Genomic DNA, 13,353 nt, shown 5'->3' with positions numbered 1-13,353 from the left:
CAGTAGGTTGCTCAGTAGCGCTGACTAACTTGTTTAGGCGTTATGTCCTGTAGAGCATTGACGTCCTCCCTGCACACGAAATGCAGGTAACCCTCTGACAGTCTTATGAAATCGCTGTGCTTCGCTTGTCTTCTAACCTCTAAGGGGCTTAATGGTTTCTGTTGTCTAAAACCAGAAGAGAAAGAGCCAGCGTGGCAGCTGGCTATGTTTTTAGTATGGTGATGCGGTTAAATAGACAGGGACGGAGTAGATCGAGCCACCTGCCAGATAATCCGCAGGGCTGTGAAAGGTGTAAATGGTTCCCTTCACGGAAAGGTAGATCGCATTATTCTCGACCTTCTTCAATGCATCTTTGTCCGTGGTGATCATGAAAGGCTGGTGATCGTTCTCCAGACTCGCCATAAACGCTTTATCATCTTTGGTTACATCATAGAGATAGAAACGGTAGGAAAAGCCTGTGGTGGCTCCTGCACTCGCTTCTGTGATGTAAAGATTAGCCAGATTGTTAACTTTCACCTTCTTAATAATCACTTGCTCAAGTGGTGAGAAGTGCAGCAAGTTGTATATCCCATAGGCGACAACAGCCAACAGGATCAGAAGTAGATACCGCTTCTTAAAAACCTGTGCGTTTTGCATAGTCGATACCCGCTCTTATCCAGTACTGGTCGTTAGGATCATCACCGTAAGGCGTTGAGCCAAACCAATCACCAAAAGCCGGATCCGTTGTTCCTGCGCGGCTTTGCGCCCATCCTGCGCCACCGTCATCTTTAAGCCATAGGTAAGCTGGAATAGCCATTTTCACTTTTTCCTCATGCTGTTATAAAAAAAACCATAGAGAAAGTGTACCTATGTGTGAGAGGGCAATAAACGATTAAATCTAACAAAATCATTAATTTAAATGTGATTAAATTTGAGTTAAGTTAAATTAAAGGGAAGGTTGGCATTGCACCCTCTCGATTATTGCAAAGCCCGTATGTGATCTGGCAAGGCTTTCAATTGGCTATCTTTCATCGCCGGAACAGGAATACCCCTATCAGTCTTTCCTGTACTGGCGTACCTGCTTCCCCCTTTCGTTCATTGTTATGATCGGTTGTCGGCATAACACGCTAAGTTGCACATTTCCTGTACCCTGGATACCCTGAGATTAATCCTAATAACTCAAGGGTGAGTATGGCTACCGGGAAGAGAAAGAACCAAAAGGAATCACCTGAAGAAGAGTTAGATCGCTTGCTGGATGAGCTTGAACTCACAGAGGAGCAACGGGAGTTTATCGAATCCATGCGGGAGGATAAGGGCGATCCCAGTAGTGAGTAACGCTTGCCTTCAGCCGAACGAATACGAATGGCCGCATAACGGCATTGTAAAGATCTCTTCTCCTCACGAGGGCTTTCCGTCAGCGTCGATGGCTCAGCGTACCGTGCCAGAAATTGTCCTGAAATGATGCGGTATTCAGACCGGATCGGACTACTATTCATTATGATTTATCAATGCATTATACCCTGACCATGTGCATGTAAAATCGCGGAGCCGGGAGAGTTGACGGCAATGTAAAAGAAATCATGAGGAAAGAAATATGGCTGCTACAAACGGTATGATTGATACTGATGACGCTGTAATTTTACTCATCGACCATCAGAGTGGCTTATTCAACACGGTACGTGATGTGCCTGTACCAGACCTTCGTAATTATGTGACAGCGATAGCCAAAGTTGCCACGCTTTTAAATATCCCGGTGATCACCACGGCCTCTGTTCCTGACGGTCCCAATGGCCCGCTCATCCCGGAAATTCACAAATATGCACCCCATGCCGTGTATGTTCCACGCACCGGGCAGATTAATACCTGGGATAATCCGGCGTTTGTGAAGGAAGTGGAAAAGACGGGCAGAAAGACCCTGATTATTGCCGGCACGCTCACCAGCGTCTGCATGGCGTTCCCTGCGGTTAGCGCTGTCCAGGAGGGGTATAAGGTTTACTGTGTTGTGGATGCCTCGGGGAACTGGTCCAAAATCGCGACCGATACCACCATCGCGCGCGTGGCTCAGGCGGGAGCGATCCCTACCGATACGTTTGCCATTGTCGCTGAATTAATGAGAACCTGGAACCGCGCGGAAGGTTCTCGCTTTGCTGAGATCCTGGCAGAGCATGTCTGTCCGGAATATAAGTGCCTGATTGAAAGTTTCGGCAAAGCTCAGGAAATTGCCAGAACGGGCCCGGAAACCAATCTGGAGCATTATAAGTAAGGCCGGATAAACCTGAACAAAATTCCTGGATTTTATCGTCCTGTACCTGAACGTATTACAGGTGCAGGACGTAGCGGCGTCGTATTCCGGACGTCGCTGAATTTTCAGAGATATTAAGAGGGGCTGAACCGCGCATAATTTAAAATTAAACCCTCTTCCTTTTTACGTCATCAGGCGCCCCTGTTATATCTGTCGGCAAATTTTTTATTTCCCGGATCGCAGATGAAAACACGACTCCTCCTGTGCGCGGGCTTATTTGCCGCCTCCAGTGCCCATGCCAGCGCCCTCTATTTTTATGAAGCCGGCACCGAAGATACCGCGCTTGCCGGAGCAGGGCAGGCGGCTCGTGCGCAGGACGCCTCGACAATCATGACCAACCCTGCTGGCATGACGCGCCTGCCGGATCATATGGTCACCGGTGGGTTACAGGTTATGGATGGCTCCATCGACAACCAGCTGGATAACCATGCCCATCAAAGCCCCGGCGACGTGATGAAAACCATCCCGAATGCCAGCGCCTTTTATAGCCAGAAGATAAACGATGATCTTTATGCCGGGATCGGGCTTTACGGTAATTACGGTCTGGGGATCGATTACGGTAGCTGGGCGGGCGACAGGCTGATTAAAAAGAGCACCCTGGTTGCAATGACGCTCAGTCCGTCACTGGCATACAAGCTCAACGACCGACTCTCAATAGGGGCGTCCGCCAACGTTAATTACGGTTATTTCTCGCTGACCCGCAACGTTAATGATAATGACTATCGGCAGCATGATGAGGACTGGGCCATGAGCTATCGGCTTGGGCTACTCATGCAACTGACCGACCAGACACGAGCCGGTATTACATGGAACAGCGAGACGAACTATCGCTACTCTGTTGACGGCAAAGCTCGCATGCAGAATGGCGCCTACGACCTGCCGGTGTCGGCACAAATCAGCGCGCCGCAGCAAATCATGCTCAGTCTTGTGCATGATATTAACCCGCGGTGGTCGGTTATGGGCGATCTCGGCTGGCAGGACTGGAGCCAGTTCGGTGCCCCGCAAATCGTCGTTGGGGATCGGCAACTGAACAACGTCAGCCGCCTGAAGGATACGTGGCACGGCGCGGTGGGCGTGCAGTATCGTCCAACACCTCAGTGGCGACTGAATATCGGTGTGGCGTTCGACAGCTCGCCGTATGAGAGTCAGAGTGATGTGGCCTTAACTTTACCCACCGGGGATGAGTGGCGATTTGGCACGGGAGCCCAGTATCAGATCACCCCGGCCAGCAATATTGGTATTGCCGTGTCGTATCTTCATATGCAGTCGTCGCATGTGAAATCCCCGACGGCGTTTGCCGGAAGTTACGATCATCCTTATCTTTGGTTTGCCAGCGTCAACTACAGCTATCAGTTTTGATCGGCTAACCGCTTAAAATATATGGTCTATAATGGCAGATATTGAATGTCAGAAGGTTGTACCATGCATATTTTACCGCCTGTTCGACCCGAAAAATCCATCGAACGACTGACCGCCATCCTTGAGCCGATAGCGGAGAAAGTGCACGTTGTTCCGCGTAAACGACTCACCTGGTTACGGAAGGGGAAACAGCAGATGTACCTCTTTCTGGAAGGGGAGTTGTCCCTGCTGCGGGCTTCGGATGGACTGGTGGTAGTGACCGTTTACGAGCCGCATTTGTTTGGTATTGCAGAGATGATCCAGCCTACGCAGGGGCACCTTCTCCGTGCTGAAAGAGAGTCGACTATTTTACGTCTCGATGCGGACAAGGCGGCTGAATTGTTTCGTGCCGAGGGCGTCTGGGAGGATGTCGCCGCGCTGCTCTCATACCATACGGCCTATTTAATATTCCGTGATGCCCAGGTACTCCAGCAGCGTACCTATTCCGTTATTCGTAACCACCTTCAGGAAATGATTTTGCTCCCGGAAGAGACGCGTTTGCGTACCACGATTCTGGAATATATCCAGGATCGTACGCTGCTCTCTCGCAGCAGTATACTCAATGTATTATCTGCCCTTAAGCAGGGGGAATATATCGCCTTTAAGCGCGGTGGATATCTGCTTGAGGTCAGACATTTACCCGAGTCATTCTAGCGGAAGTTTAAAATTAAACAGAAATGCAATTAACGCTACCGTTAATTTTCTATATCGTTTGCTTTCTCAGATTTAACATTATCAAGTAAACGGTATATTTATGAAAAAGACAGTTATCGCATTGATTATGGCTAATGCATTTACCGCCACTTCCGCGTTCGCCGCCGCTGATGCGGGCACCTGGTATAGCGGGGCTAAATTCGGCTGGTCTCACTATTTTGATACCAATATGGGTTCAAAAGCGTTTGAGAACACGTATTCCGATCACTTCGATTTTAACCATGATAATGTCGGCGGGGGTGTTTATACGGGTTATCAGATTACCCCATGGCTTGCGGTAGAAGGTGGTTATGATTATTTAGGTAACATGCAGATTAAAGGTCAGCATGGCGCCGGGGCGCAAATGAAGACGCAGGGCCTGCAAATGTCTCTGAAGGCCAGTTATGCCCTGACCAGTGACTGGGATATTTACGGCCGTGCCGGCGCAATGGGCTATCGCGCTGAATCCGATGTAAGTGGTCACAATCGTTTTGAAACCGGTGTGCGCCCGCTTGCAGCCGTGGGTACTGAATACGCTTTCAATAAAAACTGGGCGGGCCGCCTGGAATATCAGTGGGTAAGCAACGTGGGCAATGTTAACCAGATCGGCGTGAGCAGCGACCTGAGTTCCGTCACCGCAGGGCTTAGCTATCGCTTTGGTCAGTACGACTGATGCCCGTGATATGCCCATTAATAAAAACCCGGCTGCTTATGTTGCCGGGTTTTTTATTTTCAGCTGGTGAATAACGGTTCAAGAATGATATGAATATTTTGCAGGCCCGTGACATTATTATCTTTCAGGTATTGCTGATTAACCATATCTAACTGTTCCAGTTTGGTCAGCGAGGCATAGACGCGTTGAACGTCACTGTCCGCAACAAAAATTTCTTTTGCGGTGGTGTCCTGTAGATACTGTGATTTTACGCTGCGCGTTAAGGTCTCGATCTGCTGTTTATTTTCCTGATAAAGAGACGCGATATGCGATATCTGTGCCTGCGGCGGTTTTTCCCCCGGCAACACCAGTGGAATTTGCAGATGATTAATTTTTTCAACATTGTCTGGTTGGGGAGAACTACAGGCTGATAATGTGCTGATGGTTAATACAGCGAAAAAGAACGGCAGGCTCTTCATCGAATCACTCCGGGGAAATAACTGGACTCAGCATTATCCCTTAAGGACGCAGCGACGAAAGAATAAACTAATTTATTTATAAACGTTATTTCCATAGGTTAAAGATAAGCCTGGTGATAGCCTCCTTTCCCCCCATATACCGCCAGCGTGAATATAACTCCTCGAGGAAGTATGAAATTTAAAACTCTCGTTAGTGCGATGGCCGTTGCTGGTCTGCTATTAGTGTCGTTGACCTCATTGCCTGTCCTGGCACAAAAGGAAGGGAAGGGAGCCACTGCCCATACGAAAGAGATGAATGATGCACTTTATGGTCAACTGCCCTTCTTTGATAAGACCGATTTCCGAAATGCGCACAAAGGCTTTATTGCCCCGCTGCCACCCGCGGTGATTAAAGGCGAAAAAGGCGCCGTTATCTGGAACCCCCAGAAATACGCTTTTATCAAAGAAGGGCAAAAAGCGCCGGATACCGTCAACCCGAGCCTGTGGCGTCAGGCGCAGCTGAATAATATTGGCGGTCTGTTTGAGGTCACGGAAGGCGTCTACCAGATCCGTAACCTCGATCTGTCGAATATGACGATTATAGAGGGCAAAGAGGGGATCACGGTTATCGATCCGCTGGTGTCTGCGGAAACGGCCAAAGCGGGCATGGATCTTTACGTTCAACATCGTGGCAAACGCCCGGTTGTTGCCGTTATTTATACCCATAGTCATGTCGATCATTATGGCGGCGTGCGTGGCGTAGTCGATGAAGCGGGAGTGATAACCGGCAAAGTGAAAGTCTATGCTCCAGCAGGTTTTATGGAAGAGGCGGTATCGGAAAATATCATGGCCGGAAATGCCATGAGCCGCCGTGCCAGTTATATCTACGGAAACCTGTTAAAGGCCAATGTAAAAGGTCAGGTAGGGGCGGGTCTGGGGACGACCACCTCAGCCGGGACGGTCACGCTTATCGCGCCCACTCACGCCATTACCGAAGACGGGCAGAAAGAGATCATCGACGGTCTCACCTATGATTTTATGCTGGCGCCGGGGTCGGAAGCGCCGTCTGAAATGCTCTGGTATGTGGAAGAGAAAAAGCTGATTGAAGCAGCAGAGAACGTCACTCACACCCTGCACAATACTTACTCGCTGCGCGGGGCGAAGATACACGATCCGCTGGCATGGTCAAAATACATCAATAACGCCCTCGATCGTTGGGGGGATAAAGCGGAAATTATTATCGCGCAGCACCACTGGCCCACATGGGGTAATAAAAAAGTGGTGAAGCTGATGAAAAGCCAGCGTGATATCTACCGCTATATCAACGACCAGACGCTGAGGCTGGCGAATAAAGGGCTGACGAGGGATGAGATAGCCGCTTATTTCGCCCTGCCTTACGGGCTGGCAAAATCCTGGGCAGGCCGTGGCTATTACGGCTCGGTAAGCAACAATGTCAAAGCCACCTATGTCTACTATCTTGGCTGGTTCGACGGAAATCCGGCGACGCTCAATGAACTGCCTCCGGTCGAGGCAGCGAAAAAATATGTCGATTACATGGGCGGAGCCCGCGCGATCCTTGAAAAAGCCCGGGTTGATTATGCCCGGGGAAATTACCGCTGGGTGGCGCAGGTAGTGAGTAAAGTCGTTTTTGCCGATCCAAATAATAAGGCGGCGCGCGAACTGGAAGCGGACGCGGTTGAACAGCTGGGATACCAGGCCGAGTCAGGACCCTGGCGTAACGCCTACCTCACCGGTGCGCAGGAGTTGCGTAACGGGGTGAAGAGGATGCCGACGCCCAATACCGCCAGCCCGGATGCGGTTCGTGCCATGTCGACTGAGATGATTTTTGACTACTTCGGCGTTCACCTTAACGGCGTCAGAGCTGCGAATGCCAGAGGGATTTTTAACGTTGATCTGGGTCGCGAGGGCGGCAGGTACAAGCTGGAGCTGGAGAATGGCGTGCTGAACCATAGCGCCAACGCTCAGGCAGAAGATCCGGATGCAACCATCACGCTCAGCCGCGAAACGCTGAATAAAATCATCCTCAAAGAGACCACGTTGAAAAAGGCGCAACAGGCAGGAGAGGTGACGATCGTCGGCAATGCCGCGAAGGTAAACGAAATGCTGCGCTGCATGGAAAGCTTCAGCTTCTGGTTTCCTGTCGTCACCCCTTAAACGTAAAAAAGGCTGCTTTCGCAGCCCTTTAGCTTTCGCCTGCAACAATTTGCCGGGTGGCAGCTTCGCCTTACCCGGCCTACACTCTGCGCGCCTTGAGCGCTAGATGACGCCATCCCCGCCGTCTGAACACCACACCTGCCCGGAGGTGTATGAACACTCATCCGAGGCCAGGGTGACATACAGCGGTGCGATCTCCACGGGCTGTCCCGGGCGTCCCAGAGGGGTACTCTCGCCAAAATGTTTCACTTTTTCCTGTGGCTGCCCACCGCTGGGCTGAAGCACGGTCCAGTAAGGTCCCGGCGCTACCGCGTTCACGCGGATCCCCTTCGGCCCCAGCTGTTTCGCCAGCGCTTTGGTGAACACCGCCAGACAGGCTTTGGTCTGCGCATAGTCAAGCAGTACGGCGCTCGGTTTCACCGCCTGAACGGAGGAGGTGTTAATGATGGAAGCAGGGGCTTTCATATGGCGCAACGCCGCCTTTGTGATCCAGAAAGGCGCATAGACGTTGGTCTTAAAGGTCGCGTCAAAATCTTCCGTGGTCAGTTCTTCCAGCGATTCACGGTACTGCTGGCGGCCTGCGTTATTCACCAGGATATCCAGCCCGCCCAGTTTTGAGACGGCCTGCTCCACCAGGTTCTGACAAAAAGTTTCGTCCCGCACATCGCCCGGAAGCGCGACGGCATTTCGTCCTTCCGCTTTAATCAGGGCGATGACTTCCGCTGCGTCTTCTTCCTCTTCCGGCAAATAGTTAATCGCGACATCTGCCCCTTCGCGGGCATAGGCAATGGCTACCGCGCGTCCTATGCCGGAATCGCCCCCGGTAATTAGCGCCTTCTTACCGGCAAGACGACCATGCCCTTTGTAGCTCTTCTCGCCGTGGTCGGGTACGGGTTCCATCTCAGAGGCCAGGCCCGGTGGCGTCTGGGGCTGCTCCGGGAAAGGTGGCGTTGGGTAAGCGTTCGTACGTTGTTCATTATCACTCATAGCTAACTCCTTGTTAGGGGTGAGATTTGATGGATAGTTACAGCGTTAACGCTTCGCTGAATTATTTTTGCAAGTGGCTGACCCGCACTACGGGTGGGGATGATTTTTTATCGAGCGAGCCGCTAATACTGATCATGTTGTCAGGTTCCACGGTTCTGTCGTCAAATACGGCTTTCGGGATAATAACGTCGATTTTCCCGGTTTTATCCTGGAAAACGTATTTATCGCCATTGCCATCAATAAGATTGCCGCGCAATGAAATAGAGGCACCATCATGCATCTCTTTCGCCTGAGTAATGGTCATAATGCGCGCATCATCGGTACCACGATAACCGCTGTCCAGCGCATGCGGCGGTGGCGGCGCGTCACCCTTTTGTAACCCGCCGTTATTATCTGCCCATGCAGTAGGGATAATTAATATAAACAAGGCTGAAATCACTGATAATTTCATCTGATATCCTTCATTTTGGATGTCTTGACTTATTAAGTATTGTTGCTATTCCTTTATGTGGCAAATGTGATAAGTCTTAAAAGCATTTGCACAGGAAAATCATAAATTTCGGCAATTAAGCGAAACGGTGACCACAGCCATGGAACCAAAAAATGAAAAAGTGCCTGGGATAAAAGAGAGTAGCCGTTTACTGACGTTTGAGTATGCATTTCGCCAGGTGGGTTTTATTGTGCTGTTAGCTATTATCGTGGCCGCGATAGCCGGCCTGTTTTCCAGCGGCGCGGTCAGCGACGTGGAGAAAACAAACGAAGCAAAATCCCTGACCCTGAGCTATGAGCGCTTCGGTCGCCGCCAGACCGAATCGCGGATGGCACTGACGTTTCCGGTGACGTCTGAGGGGAAATATACCCTCAGCATGACCAGCGAAAGCAGCGACGCATATGAGCCCGGCAGCGTCTGGCCACAGCCGGACAGCATGTACAGCCGGGGGAATACCCTGTTTCTCGTCTACGATCGTTTACAACAGACCGATAAATTTACCGTTTTGTTATTCATCACGCCGTCAAAAGCAGGGAAGTGGACAAACAGCATCCGCGTAAACAACGAGCCAGATATCCATTTCTGGCAGTTTATTTACCCCTAGGAGTCGAATATGGACATGGTTTTTCGTGCCCTGGCAATTTACCTGTTTCTGGTCATTGTGTTTAAAGTTGCCGGGCGACGCGCTCTGCTACAAATGACCAGTTTTGACCTTATTTTGCTCTTAATTATCAGTGAGGCGACACAACAGGCGCTGCTTGGCGAAGATTTCTCCGTCACCGGCGCGATGATTACAATAACGACGCTGGTGGTTGTGGATATTATTTTTGGCCTGCTGAAAAAATATTTTTCCACTGTCGAGAATATTCTTGATGGCACGCCGGTGATATTGGTGGAGAACGGTGTTCCCCTTGCCGATAAACTGAAAAAGGTCGATGTATCCTGTGATGATATATTGGTATCAGCCCGCCAGAATCACGGTATTACAGAATTGAAGGAGATTAAATACGCTATTCTTGAGCGTAATGGTCATATTTCTATTATTCCGGACGAAAATTAAGGGGCAACGCGATGAGCAACCTTATTCACGACAGCAACAGCACCATCAGCGAGCTGACGAAAAAGCTCGCCACTCAGCTTACGGACAGAGGTTTGCGGTTAACCACCGCAGAGTCCTGTACCGGCGGCAATCTCGCGGTTGCGCTTTGTGCCGAAGAGAACACGGCGGAATTTTATGACGTTGGCATGGTGGTGTTCAGCGATGCGGCGAAGGAGAGGATCCTCGGCGTGCGGCACGAAACCATTGAGCGCTTCACCGCCGTCAGTGAACAAACGGTGACCGAGATGGCCGCTAAAATTCGCGAAATTGCCGAGGCGGATATCGGCCTTGCCATCAGCGGCTATGCGGGACCGGAAGGCGGCGACGATGGCACCGCAGCCGGTACGGTCTGCTTCGGCTGGAATATTCGCGGACAGACGGAAACCCGCACCGTGCTGTTTTCCGGTGAATGTCAGGATGTGGTGGATAAAGCGGTGCGTTATTCCCTGTCTGAACTGATCGAAATACTCTCCGGCTGGGATAACGTCTGAAACAAGGGGAAAGGCTATGGCTGTGATCGTTATTACCGGCGGTACGGCGGGCGTGGGGAAAGCCACGGCGCTGCACTTTGCCAAAGCGGGCTACGATGTGGGCATCATTGCCCGCGACGAGCAGAGCCTGCGCTCCACAGAAGAGGAGTTGCGCCGTTTTGGGATCAACGCCCGTGCCGTTCAGGCCGACGTGGCCGACAGCAAGGCGGTGACCGATGCTGCTAACGAGATTGAATACCGGCTTGGGGCCATCGATGTCTGGGTGAATAACGCTATGGGCGGGATGCTGGCGCCGTTTCGCACCATGTCCCCGGAGGAGTTTCGCCGCGTCACCGAGGTGACCTATCTGGGCTATGTTAACGGCACCCGCGCCGCGCTGGAGTTAATGACCCCACGCGATCGCGGAACGATTATTCAGGTTGGCTCCGCGCTGGCCTACCGTTCCATTCCCTTGCAGTCAGCCTACTGCGGGGCGAAAGCCGCGATCCGCGGATTTACCGATGCCGTGCGCACCGAACTGATGCATGAAAACAGCCGGGTGCAGATCGCAATGGTACAGATGCCAGGCCTCAATACGCCGCAGTTCGAGTGGGCGAGGAATAAATTTGCCTGGGCGATGCGCCCGGTTCCTCCCGTTTTTCAGCCGGAAGTAGCTGCCAGCGCTATTTTTAAGGTGGCGCAGAAACCGGTGCGGGAACTGTGGGTGGGCAGCAGCACCGTCCAGTCGATTGTCGGGCAATTTCTTTTCCCCGGCTTTCTGGATCGGCTGATGGTTAAAAAGGCCTGGGAAGGGCAGATGACCGATACGTTAAATGCGGATGACCGTCAGGACTATCTGGATCAGCCGGTTAACGACCTGCATAAAATCCACGGGCACTTCACCGACGAAGCAAAAGAGCGCGCTATCAGCGTCACCTCCGGCATGCCGGGGAAAGTGCTGCTCGGCTCCCTTGCCGTCACGGGCGCGATCGTGGCCCGTCTGCTGCTCTCGCGGAGACGATAATCAGCGCAGTGCGGTACGATCGGTCCAGAACCAGCGGTAGCCATAGCCGCTGAGGTTAAGCGCGACGGTTTTGCCGCACACCAGCGCGTCGTTGTAGCGTTTGTCCGCCAGGCAGGCGGTCCAGGTCGCATGCCGGATCCCTCTGGCGGTAAAATTAACGTGCTTATTGCTGAAGTTAACGAAGGTCAGAATGCTGCGCGTGTCGGTTTCGTAATAGATCCCCAGCACCGCATCGCTGTCGATATTAATAAGACGAAACGGCGCGACGCCGATCTCAGGGAACTCCGAGCGCGTATTGGCGATATCGATAATGCAGTGCAGGAGTGAGTTGCGGTGCAACAGCGAATCCGCCACGTTGATTTTTTGATAGCGGTACGGGCCATGGTCAATCATCGGGGCGATAAAGGTTTCCGGGGCGGCGTCTGAGAAACCGCCGCCTTGCGATCCGGCCCACTGCATCGGAGTGCGTACGGCGTAACGCTCCTCCAGATCCAAATCATCCCCCATGCCAATCTCATCCCCGTAGCGCATGACCGGTACCCCCGGCAGCGAAAACAAGACCGCGTGGCAAAAGGCCAGCCGCTTTCGATCGCCATTAAGCATCGGCGCCAGACGGCGGCGGATACCTCGCTGATACACACTCATCTCTTCATCAGGGGCAAAGGTATCGATGACGGTCTGCTTCGCTTTTTTTCCTATCCCTTCCAGATCCAGCTCATCATGATTGCGCAGCCAGTTGGCGAAGCAGCAGGAGTCCGGCGGCACAATCATCTTCTTCACCGCGTTGCGCAGCGGTCGTGCGCTCTTCTCTGCCAGGCTGACGTAAAAGTACTTATTGAGCCAGAAATTCAGCACCAGGTTGAGCCGGTCGTTCTGACCAAAATAATCTTTGTAGGCCTCGACCTCCACGTCGACTTCGCCGAGCAGGATCGCGTCCGGGTTACGCTGCCCGATAAGACGGCGCAGATGCTCCAGGATCCACAGGCCGCGTTTTTCATCCCCACGTCCGGCCTGTTTTGTCAGGTGCGATGCCGCATCCAGGCGAAAGCCCGACACCCCGAGCTTTAGCCAGAAGATGATGATGTTCTCAATCTCCTTTAGCACCGCAGGGGAGGCGAGATTGAGATCCGGCTCGTGGTGATAAAACATATGCCGGTAGTATTGCCCCGCCTCGTCGTCCCATGTCCAGATGCTCTTCTCCACGCCGGGGAACATCGGTGGCGTATCGTCGTCGTCCGTGTCGGACCACAGGTAATAGTCACGGTAGGGTGACTGGGGGTTGCGGCGGGCCTGTTGAAACCAGGGATGCGCATCCGAGGTATGCTGGATCAGCAGCTCAATAATGACCTGCATCCCCAGCTCCCGCGCCTGTTCAATAAAGGCGATGATATCGTTGAGCTTGCCGAAGCGGGGATCGACCTGCAAATGGTCGCTCACGTCATAGCCTTCATCGAGAAAAGGCGTGAGGTAAAACGGGGTGATCCAGATAACCGTCGCGCCCATCCGGCGGATGTAGCGCAGCTTCGCGGTGATTCCGGCGATGTCGCCACAGCCATCGCCGTTAAGATCGTAAAACAGGGCGGTATCAATCTGGTAAATAATGGCGCGTGTATGCCAGCCTGCCAT

At 52.2% G+C, this 13,353-nt stretch carries 16 protein-coding genes; 10 read left to right on the top strand and 6 right to left on the bottom strand.

Annotated features, from left to right (window positions below; translation table 11 throughout):
• Positions 1-210 precede the first annotated feature (210 nt).
• A complete protein-coding gene (locus tag LOC22_RS06565) occupies positions 211-636 on the bottom strand; it encodes a hypothetical protein (protein ID WP_023295378.1) in 426 nt (141 codons plus the stop codon).
• The gene (locus LOC22_RS06560; protein ID WP_072134569.1) at positions 614-796 is read right to left on the bottom strand and encodes a hypothetical protein; all 183 of its coding nucleotides are present in this window, start codon (positions 794-796) and stop codon (positions 614-616) included. The genes LOC22_RS06565 and LOC22_RS06560 overlap by 23 nt, the downstream gene beginning before the upstream one ends.
• 374 nt (positions 797-1,170) lie before the next feature.
• Between LOC22_RS06560 and LOC22_RS06555 the strand changes: the two genes are divergently transcribed.
• From LOC22_RS06555 to LOC22_RS06535, 5 genes are all read left to right on the top strand, one after another.
• Positions 1,171-1,314, top strand: a complete 144-nt coding sequence (locus LOC22_RS06555) for a hypothetical protein (RefSeq protein ID WP_015571788.1) — start codon at positions 1,171-1,173, stop codon at positions 1,312-1,314.
• A gap of 259 nt (positions 1,315-1,573) precedes the next feature.
• Positions 1,574-2,242: an isochorismatase family protein gene (locus LOC22_RS06550; RefSeq protein WP_023295377.1), complete on the top strand. Its 669-nt coding sequence runs from the start codon at positions 1,574-1,576 to the stop codon at positions 2,240-2,242.
• Between the two features lie 222 nt (positions 2,243-2,464).
• Entirely contained in the window at positions 2,465-3,640 is a 1,176-nt protein-coding gene (locus LOC22_RS06545) for an OmpP1/FadL family transporter (protein ID WP_063150902.1), read from the top strand.
• A gap of 63 nt (positions 3,641-3,703) precedes the next feature.
• The gene (locus LOC22_RS06540; protein ID WP_015571785.1) at positions 3,704-4,333 is read left to right on the top strand and encodes a winged helix-turn-helix transcriptional regulator; all 630 of its coding nucleotides are present in this window, start codon (positions 3,704-3,706) and stop codon (positions 4,331-4,333) included.
• A 100-nt stretch (positions 4,334-4,433) separates the two neighbouring features.
• Positions 4,434-5,045: an outer membrane beta-barrel protein gene (locus LOC22_RS06535; RefSeq protein WP_032619086.1), complete on the top strand. Its 612-nt coding sequence runs from the start codon at positions 4,434-4,436 to the stop codon at positions 5,043-5,045.
• A gap of 59 nt (positions 5,046-5,104) precedes the next feature.
• On the opposite strand, the gene LOC22_RS06530 is transcribed toward LOC22_RS06535, so the two are convergent.
• Entirely contained in the window at positions 5,105-5,503 is a 399-nt protein-coding gene (locus LOC22_RS06530) for a hypothetical protein (protein WP_039269849.1), read from the bottom strand.
• Between the two features lie 171 nt (positions 5,504-5,674).
• On the opposite strand from LOC22_RS06530, the gene LOC22_RS06525 reads away from it, so the two are divergent.
• Positions 5,675-7,657 (top strand): alkyl/aryl-sulfatase, encoded by a 1,983-nt coding sequence (locus LOC22_RS06525; protein ID WP_230239439.1) that lies wholly within the window; start codon positions 5,675-5,677, stop codon positions 7,655-7,657.
• Positions 7,658-7,759: 102 nt separating this feature from the next.
• On the opposite strand, the gene LOC22_RS06520 is transcribed toward LOC22_RS06525, so the two are convergent.
• Entirely contained in the window at positions 7,760-8,644 is an 885-nt protein-coding gene (locus LOC22_RS06520; protein WP_032649406.1) for an SDR family oxidoreductase, read from the bottom strand.
• A 61-nt stretch (positions 8,645-8,705) separates the two neighbouring features.
• Positions 8,706-9,095 carry a YdeI family stress tolerance OB fold protein gene (locus tag LOC22_RS06515; protein WP_032649404.1) on the bottom strand — a complete coding sequence of 130 codons (390 nt, stop codon included), beginning with the start codon at positions 9,093-9,095 and terminating at the stop codon, positions 8,706-8,708.
• Between the two features lie 139 nt (positions 9,096-9,234).
• On the opposite strand from LOC22_RS06515, the gene LOC22_RS06510 reads away from it, so the two are divergent.
• The 4 genes from LOC22_RS06510 to LOC22_RS06495 are packed head-to-tail and all read left to right on the top strand — an operon-like array spanning position 9,235 to position 11,727.
• On the top strand, positions 9,235-9,738 hold the full coding sequence (locus LOC22_RS06510; RefSeq protein WP_015571782.1) for a hypothetical protein: 504 nt from the start codon (positions 9,235-9,237) through the stop codon (positions 9,736-9,738).
• A 9-nt stretch (positions 9,739-9,747) separates the two neighbouring features.
• Positions 9,748-10,194 carry a DUF421 domain-containing protein gene (locus LOC22_RS06505; protein WP_006811854.1) on the top strand — a complete coding sequence of 149 codons (447 nt, stop codon included), beginning with the start codon at positions 9,748-9,750 and terminating at the stop codon, positions 10,192-10,194.
• 11 nt (positions 10,195-10,205) lie between these two features.
• Positions 10,206-10,724 carry a 2-oxo-tetronate isomerase gene (locus LOC22_RS06500; protein ID WP_003862863.1) on the top strand — a complete coding sequence of 173 codons (519 nt, stop codon included), beginning with the start codon at positions 10,206-10,208 and terminating at the stop codon, positions 10,722-10,724.
• 16 nt (positions 10,725-10,740) lie between these two features.
• Complete coding sequence (locus tag LOC22_RS06495) at positions 10,741-11,727, top strand: SDR family oxidoreductase (RefSeq protein WP_015571781.1); 987 nt, start codon at positions 10,741-10,743, stop codon at positions 11,725-11,727.
• On the opposite strand, the gene LOC22_RS06490 is transcribed toward LOC22_RS06495, so the two are convergent.
• Positions 11,728-13,353, bottom strand: a complete 1,626-nt coding sequence (locus LOC22_RS06490) for an alpha-amylase family protein (protein ID WP_230239438.1) — start codon at positions 13,351-13,353, stop codon at positions 11,728-11,730.

It is taken from the genome of Enterobacter sp. AN-K1 (genome assembly GCF_020971765.1).
Lineage (GTDB): Bacteria > Pseudomonadota > Gammaproteobacteria > Enterobacterales > Enterobacteriaceae > Enterobacter > Enterobacter hormaechei_C.
This window is presented reverse-complemented; position numbering and strand designations above follow the sequence as displayed.

Excerpts from the sequence above, each read along its gene's own strand:
- LOC22_RS06565 (WP_023295378.1), bottom strand. The coding sequence starts at position 636 with ATGCAAAACGCACAGGTTTTTAAGAAGCGGTATCTACTTCTGATCCTG.
- LOC22_RS06560 (WP_072134569.1), bottom strand. The coding sequence starts at position 796 with ATGGCTATTCCAGCTTACCTATGGCTTAAAGATGACGGTGGCGCAGGA.
- LOC22_RS06555 (WP_015571788.1), top strand. The coding sequence starts at position 1,171 with ATGGCTACCGGGAAGAGAAAGAACCAAAAGGAATCACCTGAAGAAGAG.
- LOC22_RS06550 (WP_023295377.1), top strand. The coding sequence starts at position 1,574 with ATGGCTGCTACAAACGGTATGATTGATACTGATGACGCTGTAATTTTA.
- LOC22_RS06545 (WP_063150902.1), top strand. The coding sequence starts at position 2,465 with ATGAAAACACGACTCCTCCTGTGCGCGGGCTTATTTGCCGCCTCCAGT.
- LOC22_RS06540 (WP_015571785.1), top strand. The coding sequence starts at position 3,704 with ATGCATATTTTACCGCCTGTTCGACCCGAAAAATCCATCGAACGACTG.
- LOC22_RS06535 (WP_032619086.1), top strand. The coding sequence starts at position 4,434 with ATGAAAAAGACAGTTATCGCATTGATTATGGCTAATGCATTTACCGCC.
- LOC22_RS06530 (WP_039269849.1), bottom strand. The coding sequence starts at position 5,503 with ATGAAGAGCCTGCCGTTCTTTTTCGCTGTATTAACCATCAGCACATTA.
- LOC22_RS06525 (WP_230239439.1), top strand. The coding sequence starts at position 5,675 with ATGAAATTTAAAACTCTCGTTAGTGCGATGGCCGTTGCTGGTCTGCTA.
- LOC22_RS06520 (WP_032649406.1), bottom strand. The coding sequence starts at position 8,644 with ATGAGTGATAATGAACAACGTACGAACGCTTACCCAACGCCACCTTTC.
- LOC22_RS06515 (WP_032649404.1), bottom strand. The coding sequence starts at position 9,095 with ATGAAATTATCAGTGATTTCAGCCTTGTTTATATTAATTATCCCTACT.
- LOC22_RS06510 (WP_015571782.1), top strand. The coding sequence starts at position 9,235 with ATGGAACCAAAAAATGAAAAAGTGCCTGGGATAAAAGAGAGTAGCCGT.
- LOC22_RS06505 (WP_006811854.1), top strand. The coding sequence starts at position 9,748 with ATGGACATGGTTTTTCGTGCCCTGGCAATTTACCTGTTTCTGGTCATT.
- LOC22_RS06500 (WP_003862863.1), top strand. The coding sequence starts at position 10,206 with ATGAGCAACCTTATTCACGACAGCAACAGCACCATCAGCGAGCTGACG.
- LOC22_RS06495 (WP_015571781.1), top strand. The coding sequence starts at position 10,741 with ATGGCTGTGATCGTTATTACCGGCGGTACGGCGGGCGTGGGGAAAGCC.
- LOC22_RS06490 (WP_230239438.1), bottom strand. The coding sequence starts at position 13,353 with ATGGCAGGCTGGCATACACGCGCCATTATTTACCAGATTGATACCGCC.